Genomic DNA, 17,079 nt, shown 5'->3' with positions numbered 1-17,079 from the left:
AAGCGTAAATCTAAAATATTTCTCTACGCTTTCAACCGCTTATCAACCCGCCCCATAAAAACGGATGAGTTTTCAGCATTAACCCAGCTGAAACCGCCCGGTATTCTCGCTCAAAGCCTTGCTGCCCGAGCTCAAGGTGTCCGCCGCGAGGTTCACCGCCCGTGCGCCTTCAAGCAGGCGCACGGCGGCCTGATCGACTTGCTGGATGTTGCCACTGACCTCATCGGCCGTGCTGGCTTGCTCTTCTACCGCCGTCGCGATCTGCGCCAGGGTATCGGTGACGCTTTGCACTGCGCTGGCGATTTCCCCCAGCCGTTCGCCAAGACCGGTGACGGCTTGTGCGTCGGTTTGGGCCTGGCTGCAGGCGGCCTCCATCAGGCTCACGGCTTCGTTGACAGTGCTGCGCAGGCTGTCGACGGTGCCGGCGATCTGTGCCGTGGAGGATTGGGTGCGCTGCGACAGGCTGCGCACTTCATCGGCGACCACCGCAAAGCCCCGGCCTTGTTCGCCGGCGCGGGCGGCTTCGATGGCGGCATTGAGTGCCAGCAGGTTGGTTTGCTCGGCCACGCCGCGAATAGTGTCCACCACCAGTTGAATCTGCTGCCCTTGTTCGCTGACCCGGCCAAGGGCGGCGGCAGTGTCGTTCAGGCGTTGATTGAGCTGCTGAATGCTCGCGGTGGTGCGTTGGCTGTCACGGCTGCTCTCGGCGGCGATGCGCTGGGTTTGCTGAGCGCTGCCTGACGCCTGCTCGCAATTCTGGGCGACCCCTTGCGAGGTCGCGGCCAGTTGCGTCGCCGCAGCGGCGATCTGGCTGATCTGCAACTGCTGGGCTTCGACTTCGCCCAGTGCCTCGCTGGCGTGAGTATTGAGGGCGCGCACCGCGTTGCCCAGTTGCAGGGTTTCGTGATCGACCCCCAGCAGGCTGGTGCGCAATTGCACCACCGCAACGTTGAGCGCGGTGCTGATCGCTGCCAGCTCGTCGCGACCGTGCACCGGCACTTGCAGGCTCAGGTTGCCATCGCGCAAGGCTTCGGCGAGCAGCGTAATGCCGCTGGCGCTACGGCGGATCGAAGCTTGCAGGCAGATGAACAAATACAGCGCGGCCAGCAGCAGGCAACCGAGGACGCTCGCCACCAGGATGAACTGGCGAATGGCCGAGCCGTGGTAGTAGTCCAGACGCTGATCCAGTGACACCAGCGATTGCTGGCGCAGCGAGGCGAGGTCAGAGAGGAGGGCGTCGAGGTTGCGTTCGAAGTCTTCCGGTTTGAGCGTGATGCTGGCGCCGAACATGCCGTCATCCAGGCCTTTCAGTCCGGCGTCCAGATGCTTGAGGCTGTCGTGGTATTGCCCGGCCCAGGCCTGCAATGCACTGGGCAGCCGTGCTTCGAGCAGGCTGCCAGTCTTGATCAGTTGCTCGCGAGCGTCACCAATGCGGCCACGCAGGTCGCGCAGTTGCAGGCGGCTTTGCAATGAGAACTGTCCGGACACCACCGATGCCTGGCCGATGCTGGCGAGGCGCCCGACCCGTTCGATCAGGTCAGGCGCATGCTGGGTCGAGATCTGCGTCAGCAGGTAGGTTTCCAGCCAGGGAGCCAGTGTCAGGCGGTTATCCATGGCGATCTGTTCGCGCAGTGCTTGCAGCGCGCTGAGGGCCGCAGTGAAGCGCTCATAGCCATCCGGCCACCAACCGACGCTGCTCAGGCTTTTCGAGTCCAGACCGTTGAGCGCGGTTTGCAGGGTTTGATAGCGACTGAGGGTATCGGACTCGGCCCCCTCGGTTGTCAGCGCATGACCCAGATCGCTGACAGCTTGATTCAGTGCCGGCTGCACTGCATCGAACGCGGCCATCGCGGCGACAGTGGCCGGGGTTGGCTGGCGATTGGTTTCGGTGGCGCGCCAGCGGGCGGCGCGGTCGCGTTGGGCGGCGAGCAGATTGTCCAACGCATCGAGCGCTATCAACTGGTGCACACCGGCACGCTCGCCGGCAATCAGGCTGAGCTTGTCGCGGTAATCCTGGCCAATCATCCACAGGCTGCCCGCCAGCGGCAGGATAAACAGCAGAAACAACAACTGAAACTTGCGGGCGAAACCGAAACGCCCAAGCAGTCCAATCCCCGGTGCCAGAAAAGCCTGCATGCCCGACTACTCCTCTGGGCACCACGCACCAATGGCGTGCGGTCGCGGCGTGGTGGCCGCTACCCGTGCCCTCATAAAAGGCCTCGAAAGTTCACTTCGGCAGGCCTGATGGGACCGGCGCTGTGGTGAAACTTCCCATTCTCGATCCCCTTTGTAAGGGGCCGCGTTGAAGCGGATAAGTAAGGCAAGATTCAGACCATGGCACTGCGCTATTACGTGACGGTCGACAATCCAGAGGTCGTTAGCAGGCTAAGGGGATGGTATTGCTGCACCGAAAGATGGCACATTGACGCACCTGCAAGTGCACACCCATCCGTTGTATGGAAACTCTCATGGCTATCAGTAACGCTCAAACGGCCGCATCGCCGGCACTCGCGACTTCGCAAAGCAGCCCGTTGGTCATGCGAATCATCGGCGCGGTGGCGCTGGCGCATTTGATCAACGACCTGATTCAGTCGGTGCTGCCGTCGATCTACCCGATGCTCAAGGCCAATTACGGGCTGACCTTCACCCAGGTTGGCCTGATTACCCTGACGTTTCAGCTCACGGCGTCGCTGTTGCAGCCTTGGGTCGGTTACTACACCGATCGCCATCCCAAGCCGTATCTGCTGCCGGCAGGCGCGATCTGCACCCTGGTCGGCATTTTGATGATGTCCCAGGTCGGCAGTTTTCCGTTGATTCTGTTGGCCGCGGGGTTGATCGGCGTCGGCTCCTCGACCTTTCACCCAGAAGCTTCTCGCGTGGCACGGTTGGCCTCGGGCGGGCGTTTTGGGTTGGCGCAATCGACCTTCCAGGTCGGTGGCAACGCCGGCTCTGCATTTGGGCCGCTGCTGGCAGCGGCGATCATCATTCCGTTCGGTCAGGGCAATGTCGCCTGGTTCGGATTGTTCGCCGTGTTTGCGCTGGTGGTGATGTATGGCATCAGCCGTTGGTACGCCAACCACTTGAGCCTGTTCAAACTCAAGCAGGGCCAGGCGGCGACTCACGGGCTGTCGAAGGGCAGGGTGGTGAGCGCGTTGGTCGTGCTGGGGCTGTTGGTGTTTTCCAAGTATTTCTACATGGCCAGCTTCACCAGTTATTTCACGTTCTACCTGATCGAGAAGTTCGATCTGTCGGTGGCCAGTTCGCAGCTGCACCTGTTCCTGTTTCTCGGAGCGGTCGCGGCGGGGACCTTCTTTGGTGGGCCGATTGGCGACAAGGTCGGCCGTAAGGCGGTGATCTGGTTCTCGATCCTCGGCGTTGCACCGTTCACCTTGATCCTGCCTCACGTTGATCTGTTCTGGACCAGTATCTTGAGCGTGGTGATCGGTTTCATCCTGGCCTCGGCATTTTCGGCCATCGTGGTCTACGCGCAGGAACTGGTGCCGGGTAATGTCGGCATGATCGCGGGGGTGTTCTTCGGCCTGATGTTTGGTTTCGGCGGAATTGGTGCGGCGTTGCTGGGGCATCTGGCGGACATTCGCGGCATTGAATACGTGTACAGGCTGTGTTCGTTCTTGCCACTGTTCGGGGTATTGGCGATCTTTTTGCCGAGAACCAAAAAAATCTAAGGCCGCGCGAATCCCCTGTGGGTTTGCTCGCGATAGCAATCCAGCCGTCACATCAATGTCGGATGTGCCGACATCATCGCGAGCAAGCTCGCTCCCACAGTTGTTCGGTGGTGTAGCGGATGATGTTTTCAGGCATAAAAAAGCCGCGTCTGAACGCGGCTTTTTCTTGAACGTGTGTTTTACACGTTAAACCGGAAGTCGAGGCTGCAGGGGCCGGGACTGAAGGGATGTTTGCGCTGAAATCAGAAATAGAGTCACCCCTGTGTACACGTTAATGTTGGCTACTCTTTTTTCAGGTCTTGATGCGCGGTTTGTCCCGCTTCCTGTAGATAAGTCATCCAGAGAGTGAATCACGGACCTGTTCCCGCAGGCGGCGCATGCCATCGGCTGTCGCGCAAGAAAAACGCAAGAGTGACTGGAATCGTGCATTTTTAATCATTTTTAATCATTTTCATTTTTTAACTATATATATAGTCGTTGCTTCCATAGCGAATTCTTTGCGCCCTATCGAATCTACACCAAAAAGGAATTTACATAATGACCTCTAACGAAAGAGGGTTTTGGGCTAGCGCTGCGCGTCATGTGAAAGGAAAAGATTTTATTGATGCCGTCCAGTTCAAACAATGGATCAAGAACTTAGTGGTTTCGCTGGTCGGCTTGGCCATGTTAGATCCGGGAACGAAACAGCAAATGAAAACCTGAACATTCTTTTCGTATTCTGCGCATTTTGTTTGGCCGCCTCGTCAATCTACGGTTCCTGCAATCGACGATGTTTTTTGTAGTCAAATCCAACTGGAGAAGTAATATGTCCGTCAATCTCGTCATCAGCTTTAATGTAAAAGAAGAAAAGCTGCAATCGTTCAAGGACATCATGAACGACGTGAAGATCAATCTGCCGAAGGTGGACGGTTGCCAAACGGTCAAGATCCTCAACCACTTGGAGGATCCACTCGCGTTCACGCTAGTGGAAGCCTGGGATTCGCGTGAAATGCACGGCACCCACGTCGACCAGATGATCTCGAGCGGTCAGTGGAGCGTCATCGTCGAGCATCTGAGCAGTGCGCCGGTCAGCGGCTATTTCAGCGAAGTTTGATGCCGTAACGTCAGCGGCACGGCGCGTGCGGCGAGTCCGGCCGCGCCTCCGGCGCCATCTCGGGCATACACGTGCTACTTGCTGTTATGTATTTTCTGCTATTTTCCTGGATATCCTCTTCCGTCCCGAACGTCCTACACGCTTGGGCAGCAGCATGTCGCGCTGCTGGATACCGTCCTGTCCAAATGGGGCGGCCAATTTGTTGAGAAGCCATAACAATGACACTCGAAGTAGTACCGGCGGCGCTTTATTCGATGCGCAACGTAAAGCCTATCCTCGCTGACGGTAGCTCGTCCATCCTCCATAAAACGCTTGAAACGAACCTGGAAAACAAGGCGATCTATATCGCCACGCCGTTGATCGTCTACATCAAGCAGGGCAAGCAGATTATTCGCGACTATGACGCCATGGCCAATGTAGTCGACGAGAATCATTTGATTTTCCTCTCCAAAGGCGTTTATACGGTGTCGGACTATGTCACTGGCAGCGATATCTTCGAGGCGGTGCTGCTGTTTTTCGACGACAAGCTGATCGCCAAATACCTGTCTCGTGCGGCCGGCACAGGCAATTCGCACACGGACGGCCTGCAGAAAAACGTGCACGGCACTTATACCCTGCACGCCAATGAACAGATTCAGCGCTATATCGATTCGCTGAATTATGTCTACAAGGGCGCGGAGGGCTCCGACGCGCTGCTGGAATTGAAACTGCTCGAACTACTGCACCTGATCGCCATCCAGGACAAGTCCTTCCGTTTCCTGCGCGAGCTGTCCTGCGGCGGCAGCCGCAAACGCCGCCTCATCACCGACTTCATGGAGCAGTACTATTCGCACAAGCTGAAGATTGAAGACTATGCCCTGCTGACGGGACGCAGCGTGTCGACCTTTATCCGCGACTTCAGGCGCAGCTACAACACCACTCCGAACCGCTGGATCATCGAAAAAAAAGTCGACATCGCGCATCAGCTGTTGACGGCTGAAAATTATTCCGTCACCGACGCGGCTGCGGAGGTGGGATATGAAAATACCTCCCACTTCATCAAGGTCTACAAGCAACGGTACGGTGTCACGCCGAAGAAAGCCAAGACCTTCGCGGCAGAACTGTAGCGCGACAAGGCCCAAGCCCCCCGCTGCCGCGACTAAATTTTGACCCGGGTGGCCGATTCTGTTGAAAAAGTCGATCTGCCCAAACTGCCCGATCATTGACTGGTGAAAACGCCTTTTTTGCACGCTGCTACGTAAAATCCGAGTCCGGAAGCCTCTGCCAAAAGTAAAGATTTCAATCCCGGACGTGTACTTTTTTGATGCGTAAGCCATGACCGACTTTTTCAACAGAATCGGTCGATTCCGGCCTGTCACAACAGGCGGCTCCTGACCGAAAGCCCTCATCCATAATGCACGCGGCTGACCGCGTCAGAGTGTTTGGATGCGCTATTGGGGCATGCCATTGCTCACGTTGAAGTCAAACGTATTCCCAGGGAGCGGATACCCAGTGCTGCGACCGCTGTATGACGTTTTGTCAGTCAATCTGTATCTAACGTTCCCCCTTTGACCGCCCTACTATCGCAGCCTTGGTCTTGGCGGTTCCCTTTGCGTATGACGCGCTACGACTCGGCGGCGCGCGCTATCCGCTCTAGCTTGCCTGGCAAGCGGTCAAGTCCAACACGCCGACCACGGCAGCATGCTGGCGCAATCCATCATGCTTGGCTTTACGCAGATCGTCATTAACGTGAGCGTCAACGCGCTGATTGCCGTCATGGCTGGCTCCATCGCAACATTTCTCGCCAGCCGGCCCGTGTGGCAGATCGTGCAACGCTGGCTGATGGGGACGGTCCTCGCGGGCTGGCCGTGCGCATGGCCGTCGAAGGGCGGCGCTGAACCGGGTTATCTGCGGTTGGCGCGGGCGCGGTAAACCTGCGTCGCCAGGATTTGAGAGCGGCCCCTGTGCGTCGCGCCATGCGCGCTAGAAAAAGATCCGAGCGGGTTGTCGAAAGCCCCTGACCAACCACCCCGAACGATAAGGACATTAAATGTTGCGCATATTGGGTAAGGCATCGTCGATCAATGTACGAAAGGTACTCTGGGCATGCGCCGAGATCGAAATCCCCTTTGAGCGGGAGGATTGGGGTTCTGGCTTCAAGTCGACGCGCACGCCCAAATTCATTTCGCTGAACCCCAACGCAATGGTGCCGGTGATCCTGGACGACGACTTCGTGCTCTGGGAGTCAAACTCGATCATTCGCTATTTGGCGTCTCGCTATAACGGAGGTCATTTTTACCCGGTCCAACCGAGAGCCAGAGCGCGGGTGGACCAATGGATAGACTGGCAGGCGTCGGACCTCAACAAATCGTGGACGTATGCCTTCATGTCGTTGGTCAGGCATTCGCCTGAACATCAGGACAGCAGAGCCTTGGCAGCCGCTTGCAGCCTGTGGTCAAGGCACATGGAGATCCTGAATCGACAACTCGAATCAACAGGAGCCTACGTCTGTGAAGACGGGTTTTCTCTCGCTGACATACCGATAGGCCTGTCGGTTAACCGGTGGTTTGAAACACCGCTCGATCATCCAGACTTTCCTGCTGTAAGTGCCTATTACGAACGGTTGAGTCGTCGACCTGGCTACCTCCTGCATGGAAGAAACGGGACTCCGTAATAGTTCAGCATGGTGTCAGGCGGCGCCAGGGACATTTGTTCCCATGCCCGACGGCAGAAACGGCCGAATTTCGTCGATTTCCGCCGTGTGAAGGCGCAACTCCGAGGCTGCAATCAGCCCGTCTACTTGTGAGGGACGGCGGGCGCCGACAATAGCGCCCGTCACTACAGGTTTGCGAAGTACCCAGGCGATGGCAACCGCAGCAGCGCTCACCCCGTGCCTTTCTCCGATGCGTGCCATAACATCAACCAATGTCAGGTTCGCGCTCAAACGGGGCTCCTGGAAGTCAGCACTTCTGGTCTTACGCCAATCGGCTTCGGGCAGTTGCAAGATGCGTTCGCGTGTCATGCTGCTGGAAAGTAGCCCCATTGAAGCGTGGAATAGGCAAGGACACCCATCCCGGCCCACTCACTGGCTGCTGACGCTGACTTGGAGCATTTGATGTGGATGGCAGCATCGAGCGGGTGGCACCCGTACAAGGCTCATGGCTTTCGTCCTGTCGGGGTTTTGGAACCATTGCGCGAAAATTCCAGTCTCATGTCTCAGGCCATGGAACTGGACCTGTCCAGGCTGGAATAGCTCTCCAGTCATGTTTTTTGCCCATCACATCTGAATTCAGGGACCGAATGAAAACATCTCTCGCTTTTACCCTCGGCATTACTCTGGCTATTGCCATCACCGGTTGTTCAAGCCGTCAGCCAGCTGTTCCTGCCACACCGCCAGCGCTGGTGACAATCGCTCCCGATGAGCAGCATGCAAGTCTTGCATTCCGCACCGTCGGCAGTGCAGGCGATCATCCCGTCAGTTATTCCACCGGGCCTGGTGGCGCAGGCCCGTATGGCATGCAGTCTGCGGGTGAGCGCATGTATGACTCGGCTTATTTCGAGCGCATACCTGGGTACTTGAAGAAAATAGCCGGAGGCACGTCCGCTATCGACAAGTTGGTAGAGGCGAATAAGCCTCTAAAGGTGAATGCGCAGGTCAAGCAGCAGGTTGCTACCCTCAACGGTATTCCCATGCACTCCATGTTTGGTTATGCCATAACGGCGCAGCCTGACACTCAAGTCTTTACCCCTAAGCCGATGACCACCTATCTCATTGAAACAGTGATCGCGGAAAACTACGTCATGACTGTTTATGAGATTTCGAGTTCGGGTGAGCGCAAACCAGTGAGTGTGGTGAAATCGCAAGAAAAATTTTACTAAGCTGGATTCAGTGTCACCTGCTTGCCCTTCACTCACCCAGGAACAGCTTCAATGCCGCTACCCGGCAAGTGTCCGGCAGACACGCCTTCCTGACGCCATCGCTTAGGGCGATGGTGTCCACCTATTTATGAACTGCTTCGGTCAGGGCGTCGCAATGCTCGAACAGGCATTATCTGCTGCGTCGTACAAGGCACTTCCCGGTGGTTTCTTGTTATCCTGACCGCCTTCTTTCATGGACGAATACCGAGACACGCCATGGCTAACCTCACCCCGTCACGCCTCGGGAAGATGCTTCAGGGGCTGCTCTTTGCCCTGATTGGTATCGGCTTGTTGGGCATTGCCGTCAATCTCACGCTTGAACGACGCGAATTCCTCGCCCATGCACAGACCGCCGATGGCATTGTCAGCCACTTGAATGCCGGTGGTTCGCATCCCGAAATCGCCTTCACCACCAGCAGTGGTGAAAAGATTTCCTATCCCCAGGGCGGCTTTATTTTTGGCTATCGGCAGGGTCAGCCGGTGCGGGTGTATTACCTGCCCGAGCAGCCGGCCAGTAGCGCCGTGGTCGATAACCCTGCCGCACTGTGGGCCACTCCCGGGGTACTGGGTTGTATTGGTCTGCTGTTCACCCTTGCCGGCCTGTTAAGGGGCATCGGCCAGTGCGATCGCGGCGCAGTTCATTCACATAAAGGACTTTGAACGATGAGCTACAACATCCCGATCCCGCTCAATGACAGTCGCTGGCAGTATCAGACCGCCAGCGGCGGCGGTCTGGCCGTAGCCTTGGTGGCGGGCAGTGGTGGTTCGATCATCCTGCGTTCGCCCCAGGGCGAGAACGTCAGCTACCGCTACGGCGGCGTCGGGTTGGGGGTCGGGTTTGGCGCGCGCCTGCCGCGTTTCGGCAAGATCAATATCCAGCTCAAGGGTAAGAGCGTAGGGGCCGCCGGTGCGGCGGAGGCTTTTCCCAGCACTGGCAAGGTGTTTGTCAGCGACGCCCTGGTCAGTCGTGACCTGACCAGTGACGACATCACCGGGCCTTGCCTGTATACCGAAGTGGGGGCGGGGCTGGTGGTCGGCGGTTCGGCCACGGCCCTGTTGTTCGGGCTTGACCCCAAGCTGCTGGCGTTGGCGGCGGTGCTAAGCTCCAACCCGGCGACCTCGCTCATTGCCTCCTCCACGGTCAACCGGCAGTTGCTGCAGTCGGCCAAGGGGGCGGTGGTCATGGCCGGCATGAACGCTGGCGTGCAGGCCGGTGGAGCCGCCGCGATCTACATGGGCTATCTGTTCTAGTCGCGCATAGCGGGTCGATATAACGCCCACAAAAAAGCCGCGAATCAACGCGGCTTTTTCGATTCCGACAACGCTAGACGTTGAAGCGGAAGTGCATCACGTCGCCGTCTTTGACGATGTAATCCTTGCCTTCCAGACGCCATTTACCGGCTTCTTTGGCACCGGCTTCGCCCTTGTACTGGATGAAGTCGTTGTAGGCGATGACTTCGGCGCGAATGAAGCCTTTCTCGAAGTCGGTGTGGATCACGCCAGCGGCTTGTGGTGCGGTGGCACCGACGCGGACGGTCCAGGCGCGGACTTCTTCAACACCGGCGGTGAAATAGGTCTGCAGGTGCAGCATTTCGTAGCCGGCGCGGATTACACGGTTCAGGCCAGGTTCTTCGAGGCCCAGGGCTTCGAGGAACATGTCTTTTTCTTCGCCGTCTTCAAGCTCGGCGATTTCCGCTTCGATCTTGTTGCAGACCGGTACGACCACGGCGCCTTCTTCTTCGGCAATGGCCTTGACCACGTCCAGATGCGGGTTGTTCTCGAAGCCGTCTTCAGCGACGTTGGCGATGTACATGACCGGCTTGGTGGTCAGCAGGTGGAAGCCCTTGATCACTGCTTTTTCGTCGGTCCCCATGTTCTTCATCAGGCTGCGCGCAGGCTTGCCTTCGGTGAAGTGAGCGATCAGTTGCTCCAGCAGGCCTTTCTGGACCACTGCGTCCTTGTCACCGCCCTTGGCGTTGCGCGCGACTTTCTGCAGTTGCTTCTCGCAGCTGTCGAGGTCGGCGAAGATCAGTTCGAGGTCGATGATTTCGATATCGCGTTTCGGGTCGACGCTGTTGGAGACGTGAATCACGTTCTCGTCTTCGAAGCAGCGGACCACGTGAGCGATGGCATCGGTTTCGCGGATGTTGGCCAGGAACTTGTTGCCCAGGCCTTCACCCTTCGAGGCGCCGGCAACCAGGCCAGCGATGTCGACGAATTCCATGGTGGTCGGCAGGATGCGCTTCGGATTGACGATGGCCGACAGGGCTTCCAGGCGCGGGTCCGGCATCGGCACGATGCCGCTGYTCGGCTCGATGGTGCAGAAGGGGAAGTTCTCGGCCGCGATACCGGATTTGGTCAGGGCGTTGAACAGGGTGGACTTGCCGACGTTAGGCAGGCCGACGATGCCGCAGTTGAATCCCATGGTATTTCCCCAAGGAGTTAGAGTCAGGCCTTCTGGCTGTGCAGGTTTTTCATCGCGCGGTTCCATTCACCTGCGAGGATATCCGGCAGCACGCCGAGGGCAAAGTCGATGCTGGCATCGAGTTTTTCCTGTTCGGCGCGTGGCGCACGACCCAGGACAAAGTTTGAAACCATACTGGCAACGCCTGGGTGGCCAATGCCGAGCCGCAAGCGGTAAAAGGTATTTTGATTGCCCAGTTGCGCGATGATGTCGCGCAACCCGTTGTGACCGCCATGCCCGCCGCCCTGCTTGAGCTTGGCAACGCCGGGTGGCAAGTCGAGTTCGTCATGCGCCACCAGGATTTCTTCCGGTTTGATCCGGAAAAAACCGGCAAGAGCCGCCACGGCCTGGCCGCTACGGTTCATGTAGGTGGTGGGAATCAACAGACGAACATCCTGACCCTGATGCGAGAAGCGCCCGGTCAGGCCGAAATATTTGCGATCGGCCACAAGATTGACGCCTTGTGCTTGCGCGATGCGCTCAACAAAAAAGGCCCCTGCGTTATGCCGGGTCTGTTCGTATTCGGCGCCTGGATTTCCCAGGCCAACGATCAGTTTTATGGCAGTCACATCAGGGGCCCTTCTTTGGAGTGGTGGATAACATCGCTGCAATGGGGATGTGCGGCGAAAGTGGACGAAAAGTGCTCATTTACCATGATGTAAACTTCGCGTTCCCGCCCGCTTTCTCGCTACGTTCCAGTCCGCGATGTTACTTGCTCACTCCGGCGTACAGAGTGAATTACTCTGCAGCGCCTTCTGCAGCTTCTGGAGCAACACGTGGAGCGTGAACGTTGGCAACAGCCAGGTCGTTACCGTGAGCCAGAGCAACAAATTCAACGCCTTTAGGGGCCTTGAGGTCGGACAGGTGAATGATCGAACCGATTTCGGCGTTAGCCAGGTCGACTTCGATGAATTCAGGCAGGTCTTTTGGCAGGCAGGAAACTTCAACTTCAGCAACAACGTGCGAAATTTCGCCGCCTTTTTTCACTGCAGCAGCTTCGTTGACGAAGTGCACAGGAACGTGAGCGGACAGTTTCTGACCAGCAACAACGCGTACGAAGTCAGCGTGCATCACGTGGCCTTTGGCCGGGTGACGTTGCAGAGCCTTGATGATTACGTTTTGCTTGGTGCCGCCAACATTCAGCTCGATGATGTGGCTGTAAGCCGCTTCGTTTTCGAGCAGTTTGGCAACTTCTTTGGCCAGCATGCTGATGGATTCAGGGGCTTTTTCGCCACCGTAAACTACAGCTGGAACCAGGCTTGCGAGACGACGCAGGCGGCGGCTCGCACCTTTCCCCAGGTCGGAACGCACTTCAGCATTCAGAGTAAAATCGTTCATGTTGTATCTCCAAAATAACCACATTCGCCCCAGCGTTTGCGACCAGCGCTAAAGGCGATATGGGCAAAAAAGCCCCGCCCCGACAGGTTATGCCGGGGCGGGGCGCTTTTCGTCATCGAGATGTATCCGAAGGGCAGGGCCCTTAGCGGAACATCGCGCTGATCGATTCTTCGTTGCTGATGCGGCGAACCGCTTCGGCAACTACCGGTGCGATATCCAGTTGGCGGATACGTGCACAGGCTTGTGCTGCAGCGGACAGCGGGATGGTGTTAGTCACCACCAGCTCGTCCAGCACGGAATTTTCAATGTTTTCGATGGCCCGACCCGACAGCACAGGGTGTGTGCAGTAGGCAAAGACTTTGGCAGCGCCATGCTCTTTCAAGGCTTTAGCCGCGTGGCACAGGGTGCCGGCGGTATCGACCATGTCGTCAACCAGAATACAGGTACGCCCTTCGACATCACCGATGATATGCATCACTTCAGAGTGATTGGCTTTCTCACGGCGCTTGTCGATGATCCCGAGATCCACGCCCAGGGATTTGGCAACAGCACGTGCACGCACGACGCCGCCAATGTCCGGGGACACGATCATCAGGTTTTCGAAGCGTTGATCTTCAATGTCATCCACCAGTACCGGGGAGCCGTAGATGTTATCTACCGGAATATCGAAGAAGCCCTGGATCTGGTCAGCATGCAAATCAACCGTGAGAACACGATCGATGCCGACTACGGTAAGCATGTCAGCGACGACTTTCGCGCTGATAGCCACACGTGCGGAACGCGGACGGCGATCCTGACGGGCATAACCAAAGTAGGGGATCACCGCAGTGATTCGAGTGGCTGAGGAACGACGGAAGGCATCAGCCATCACGACGAGTTCCATCAGGTTATCGTTGGTCGGAGCGCAAGTCGGCTGAATAATGAAGACGTCTTTACCGCGGACGTTTTCATTGATCTCCGCAGTGATTTCGCCGTCGGAAAACTTACCGACAGAAATGTCACCGAGAGGGATATGCAGCTGACGTACAACACGCCGAGCCAGATCGGGGTTAGCGTTCCCCGTAAAGACCATCATCTTGGACACGCGCAGTACCTGAAGGCTGAGGGTAACCTGGATGAGTATAGGAAAATGGCAGGGGCGGCTGGATTCGAACCAACGCATGGCAGGATCAAAACCTGCTGCCTTACCGCTTGGCGACGCCCCTGTATCTGTTGCAACGAGTACCCAGTACCCGGTTCTTTTAGAGCAGACTTTGCAGCTTGCGATGCAACATCGAAACGTTGCTTCCTTTTGCTACAAACCCTGTAAGGGTCTCTGTAAGAAGGGCCGAGACTTTATCAGCTTCAGCTTTGCTTGGGAAGCCCCCAAACACACAACTTCCAGTTCCGGTGAGTTTTGCTTCGGTAAAATTACCTAACAAATTCAAAGCGTTACGTACCTCTGGATAACGCCTTGTTACCACCGGTAAGCAGTCATTTCGACTGTTTCCCTTGGGAACGGGGCGCACTTTAATGGGAGAAGAGTTACGTGTCAACAGCGGATCTGAAAAAATTTCTGCTGTACTTACAGATACTTGCGGCACCAGTACGAGATACCACGGTTCTTCCGGGTCTACAGGGGTGAGCTTTTCTCCCACGCCTTCGGCGAAAGCCGCGTGCCCACGCACGAAAACCGGGACGTCCGCGCCGAGTGTCAGGCCCAGCGTGGCCAGTTGATCCTCGTCCCAGCCCAGTTGCCAGAGATGATTGAGGCCCAGCAGCGTGGTGGCCGCATTCGAACTGCCGCCACCGATTCCACCGCCCATGGGCAGGATTTTTTCGATCCAGATATCAATGCCCAGCGAACAACCGGATTGTTCCTGAAGTTTTTTGGCGGCTTTGACGATCAGGTTGCTGTCGTGAGGGACGCCTTCGAACTCGGTGTGCAGGCGAATGACACCGTCATCGCGTACGGCGAAGGTAATTTCGTCGCCGTAATCGAGAAATTGAAACAGCGTCTGCAACTCGTGGTAGCCGTCTTCACGGCGACCCAGGATATGCAGCATCAAATTCAGTTTTGCCGGCGAGGGCAGGGTCAGGCGAGTGGCAGGCATGTCATTGCCCCAATTTGCGAGGTTGCCAGTCCTTGATCACCAGCGTGACATCAAGGTCGGTGCCGTGCAGTTTGATCCGCTCGGGCAGCCAATAACCGTTTTGCTGGATGTAGCTGAGGTACTCGACTTGCCAGCCATCCTGTTCAAGCGTGGCCAGGCGACTGTCGGCATCCAGGTTCAGGCGGCTTTTGCTGTCAGGCGCGGGCAATCCGCGAACCCACCAGACCAGATGCGAAACCGGCAGTTTCCAGCCCAGCTGTTCTTCGAGCAGGGCTTCAGGCGTTGATGCCTCGAAGCGACCCTGGTTGGCCACTTCCAGCGAGACCTGGCCAGGACGACCGGTCAGGCGGGCAGCACCGCGACCCAACGGGCCGGACAGGCGAATATCGTAGTAGTCCTGTCGTTGCAGCCAGAACACGGTGCCGCTGCCCGAGTCTTTCGGGGCCCGGATACCGACCTTGCCGTTGATTTGCCAGCCATCGAGGCTGGTCAGTTGCTGTTTATGCTCGCGCCATTGCGCGGGGTTGCCGTGGCCCTCGACGGATTCACGGGCGCCAAAGCCCGCGCAACCGGCGAGCAGGGCGATGAAGCTGAAAGCGATGATGTGGCGCAAAAACATGATTTTAAAGAGTCTCGGAACCGGTCAGGCGCTTGATGGTGCTGCGCAGGGTTGGGCTGTCGGGTTGTTCCTTGAGGAATTTGCCCCAGATTTGTTTGGCTTCGCGTTGCTTGCCGTTGGCCCACAGAACTTCGCCCAGGTGCGCCGCGACTTCCTGATCGGGGAAACGCTCCAGGGCCTGGCGCAAGTAGCGTTCGGCTATATCGAGGTTGCCCAGGCGGTAATTCACCCAGCCGAGGCTGTCGAGAACGGCCGGGTCTTCCGGGTTCAGCTGGTGCGCGTGCTCGATCAAGGTCTTGGCTTCGTCATAACGCGTGGTGCGGTCGGACAGGGTGTAACCAAGGGCATTCAGCGCCATGGCGTTGTCCGGGTCACGCTTGATGATCAGTCGCAGGTCTTTTTCCATCTGCGCCAGGTCATTGCGTTTTTCCGCGAGCATGGCCCGGGTATAAAGCAGATTCAGATCGTCCGGATACTGCTTCAAGCCTTTATCGAGAACGGCCCAGGCGCGATCGTCCTGCTTGTTGGCAGACAGGGTTTCGGCTTCGATCAGATACAGCTGGATCGCGTAATCCGGTTGTTCGTCGCGTGCTCTGGCCAAACGGCTTTGGGCTTCGGCGGTGCGTCCGTTGTTCATCAGGATGTCGGACTGACGCAGTTGCGCCGGCAAATAGTCGTTGCCCGGACCGACCAGTGCGTACTCGATCAGGGCGCCTTGCGGGTCGTTGCGTTCTTCGGCGATGCGCCCCAGGTTCAGGTGGGCCGAGTCGACATGGCTTTCCCGGGCGATCAGGTCTTCCAGGTAACCCTTAGCCTCCTTCCAGGCCTTGGCTTCCAGGCAAACCAGTGCCAGGGAATAGCGCAACTCGTCGTCTTCCGGATACTGCTGGACCAGGCTTGAAAACTGCTCTTTGGCGTCGTCCATGCGGTCCTGTTCGACCAGCATGCGGGCATACGTCAGGCGCAAGCGCTTGTCGTCCGGGTATTTGCGGATGCTTTTTTCCAGCAGCGGCAGCGCTTCTTTGCCACGGCTAAGGCTTTGCAGCAGGCGCGCGCGCAACAGGATCGGGGCGATTTCACCGTCTTGCGGAGGGTTTTTCTCAAGCAGCGCCAGTGCACCCTTGCTGTCACCGTCCTGTTGCAGCAACAGGGCCTTGCCGAAAATCAGCTGGCTGTTCTTCGGGTGGCGCAGTAGCAAGCGGTCAAAACTTTTCATCAGGCCGTTGCGGGTGTCCTGATCGGTATCGGCCGCAGACAGGGCGAGGAAGTCGAAGTGAGTATCGCCCTTGCCCAGCAGAACCTTCTCCATATAAGCCATGGAGTCGTCATAACGCCCGGCGCGGGCCAGTTGCACGGCGGCGGCCCGCTGTGCTTCGAGGTCGTTCGGGGCGTTTTTTGCCCAGATCAGCGAGCTATCAAGCGCTGCCTGATCGGCGCCCAGGTATTCGGCGATGCGAAAGGCTCGCTCGGAGATGCCCGGGTCCTGGGTGTTGACGGCCTGGGTCACGTAGTTGTCCAGCGCAATGTCGAAACGATTGCGCTGGCCAGCCAGTTCCGCGCTCAGCAGGCTGAAGATCGTGTCTTCGCTGAACGAGCTGTAAACCTTGGGCTTTTCAGGGGCTTTCGTGCTGTCTTCGACCGGCGGCGTACCGCTCGGCGAAACGGGTGCCAAGGCCTGGCAGCCGCTGAGGAAGACAAAAGCGAGGAGCAACGCGGAAGATCTATTCATAGGGGAAGAGGACGACTAACCTGCGGTCGGATCATCATGACACAAGCCTTCGGCCAAACATAACCGGCCTGTCAATTTGCCGTTGAACTTAATCCCTGTGCAGGTGCCCGAGCCCCAGTATAGAGGCAAGGTATCAGGACAATAGTCGGCAATGGTTGTT

16 protein-coding genes, 1 tRNA gene and 2 pseudogenes are annotated in these 17,079 nt (G+C 57.5%); 9 read left to right on the top strand and 10 right to left on the bottom strand.

Features of this window, described 5'->3' with window-relative positions; genetic code table 11:
* Positions 1-78: 78 nt before the first annotated feature.
* Positions 79-2,136 (bottom strand): methyl-accepting chemotaxis protein, encoded by a 2,058-nt coding sequence (locus AC1DIH_RS23810; RefSeq protein WP_477773501.1) that lies wholly within the window; start codon positions 2,134-2,136, stop codon positions 79-81.
* A 332-nt stretch (positions 2,137-2,468) separates the two neighbouring features.
* On the opposite strand from AC1DIH_RS23810, the gene AC1DIH_RS23805 reads away from it, so the two are divergent.
* The 6 genes and pseudogenes from AC1DIH_RS23805 (at position 2,469) to AC1DIH_RS23780 (ending at position 7,432) form a co-directional block, all read left to right on the top strand.
* On the top strand, positions 2,469-3,686 hold the full coding sequence (locus AC1DIH_RS23805; RefSeq protein WP_477773500.1) for an MFS transporter: 1,218 nt from the start codon (positions 2,469-2,471) through the stop codon (positions 3,684-3,686).
* A gap of 537 nt (positions 3,687-4,223) precedes the next feature.
* Positions 4,224-4,388 (top strand): hypothetical protein, encoded by a 165-nt coding sequence (locus AC1DIH_RS23800; RefSeq protein ID WP_477773499.1) that lies wholly within the window; start codon positions 4,224-4,226, stop codon positions 4,386-4,388.
* Between the two features lie 103 nt (positions 4,389-4,491).
* A complete protein-coding gene (locus AC1DIH_RS23795; protein WP_018929562.1) occupies positions 4,492-4,779 on the top strand; it encodes a putative quinol monooxygenase in 288 nt (95 codons plus the stop codon).
* Between the two features lie 218 nt (positions 4,780-4,997).
* Positions 4,998-5,885, top strand: coding sequence for a helix-turn-helix transcriptional regulator (locus AC1DIH_RS23790; RefSeq protein ID WP_477773498.1), 888 nt, complete (start codon positions 4,998-5,000; stop codon positions 5,883-5,885).
* 455 nt (positions 5,886-6,340) lie between these two features.
* Positions 6,341-6,656: pseudogene (locus AC1DIH_RS23785) on the top strand (LysE family translocator); the annotation flags it as partial.
* 152 nt (positions 6,657-6,808) lie between these two features.
* On the top strand, positions 6,809-7,432 hold the full coding sequence (locus AC1DIH_RS23780) for a glutathione S-transferase family protein (protein WP_477773497.1): 624 nt from the start codon (positions 6,809-6,811) through the stop codon (positions 7,430-7,432).
* 15 nt (positions 7,433-7,447) lie between these two features.
* On the opposite strand, the pseudogene AC1DIH_RS23775 reads toward AC1DIH_RS23780, so the two are convergent.
* Positions 7,448-7,842, bottom strand: a pseudogene (locus AC1DIH_RS23775) (aldo/keto reductase); the annotation flags it as partial.
* Between the two features lie 216 nt (positions 7,843-8,058).
* Here AC1DIH_RS23775 and AC1DIH_RS23770 point away from each other — a divergent pair.
* The 3 genes from AC1DIH_RS23770 to AC1DIH_RS23760 all read left to right on the top strand — a co-directional run bounded on the left by AC1DIH_RS23770 (position 8,059) and on the right by AC1DIH_RS23760 (position 9,927).
* On the top strand, positions 8,059-8,637 hold the full coding sequence (locus AC1DIH_RS23770; RefSeq protein ID WP_477773496.1) for a hypothetical protein: 579 nt from the start codon (positions 8,059-8,061) through the stop codon (positions 8,635-8,637).
* Positions 8,638-8,892: 255 nt separating this feature from the next.
* The gene (locus tag AC1DIH_RS23765) at positions 8,893-9,336 is read left to right on the top strand and encodes a DUF3592 domain-containing protein (RefSeq protein ID WP_477773495.1); all 444 of its coding nucleotides are present in this window, start codon (positions 8,893-8,895) and stop codon (positions 9,334-9,336) included.
* 3 nt (positions 9,337-9,339) lie between these two features.
* Positions 9,340-9,927, top strand: coding sequence for a hypothetical protein (locus tag AC1DIH_RS23760; RefSeq protein ID WP_477773494.1), 588 nt, complete (start codon positions 9,340-9,342; stop codon positions 9,925-9,927).
* A 73-nt stretch (positions 9,928-10,000) separates the two neighbouring features.
* Here the strand turns inward: AC1DIH_RS23760 and ychF are convergent, their stop codons facing one another.
* The 8 genes from ychF to AC1DIH_RS23720 all read right to left on the bottom strand — a co-directional run bounded on the left by ychF (position 10,001) and on the right by AC1DIH_RS23720 (position 16,919).
* Positions 10,001-11,101, bottom strand: a complete 1,101-nt coding sequence (ychF, locus tag AC1DIH_RS23755) for a redox-regulated ATPase YchF (protein ID WP_477773493.1) — start codon at positions 11,099-11,101, stop codon at positions 10,001-10,003.
* 23 nt (positions 11,102-11,124) lie between these two features.
* Complete coding sequence (gene pth, locus AC1DIH_RS23750) at positions 11,125-11,709, bottom strand: aminoacyl-tRNA hydrolase (protein WP_123582826.1); 585 nt, start codon at positions 11,707-11,709, stop codon at positions 11,125-11,127.
* A 169-nt stretch (positions 11,710-11,878) separates the two neighbouring features.
* Positions 11,879-12,478 (bottom strand): 50S ribosomal protein L25/general stress protein Ctc, encoded by a 600-nt coding sequence (locus tag AC1DIH_RS23745; RefSeq protein WP_054595617.1) that lies wholly within the window; start codon positions 12,476-12,478, stop codon positions 11,879-11,881.
* 142 nt (positions 12,479-12,620) lie between these two features.
* Complete coding sequence (locus tag AC1DIH_RS23740) at positions 12,621-13,562, bottom strand: ribose-phosphate pyrophosphokinase (RefSeq protein WP_003171603.1); 942 nt, start codon at positions 13,560-13,562, stop codon at positions 12,621-12,623.
* Positions 13,563-13,608: 46 nt separating this feature from the next.
* A tRNA-Gln gene (locus AC1DIH_RS23735) sits at positions 13,609-13,683 on the bottom strand.
* 36 nt (positions 13,684-13,719) lie between these two features.
* Positions 13,720-14,571, bottom strand: a complete 852-nt coding sequence (gene ispE / locus AC1DIH_RS23730; RefSeq protein WP_477773492.1) for a 4-(cytidine 5'-diphospho)-2-C-methyl-D-erythritol kinase — start codon at positions 14,569-14,571, stop codon at positions 13,720-13,722.
* Position 14,572: 1 nt separating this feature from the next.
* Positions 14,573-15,190 carry a lipoprotein insertase outer membrane protein LolB gene (lolB, locus tag AC1DIH_RS23725; RefSeq protein WP_477773491.1) on the bottom strand — a complete coding sequence of 206 codons (618 nt, stop codon included), beginning with the start codon at positions 15,188-15,190 and terminating at the stop codon, positions 14,573-14,575.
* Positions 15,191-15,194: 4 nt separating this feature from the next.
* Positions 15,195-16,919, bottom strand: coding sequence for a tetratricopeptide repeat protein (locus AC1DIH_RS23720; RefSeq protein WP_477773490.1), 1,725 nt, complete (start codon positions 16,917-16,919; stop codon positions 15,195-15,197).
* Positions 16,920-17,079: the final 160 nt, after the last annotated feature.

It is taken from the genome of Pseudomonas sp. 05N36 (genome assembly GCF_056397385.1).
The sequence above is the reverse complement of the archived record's forward strand: the minus strand, read 5'-3'. Positions and strand labels throughout refer to the sequence as shown.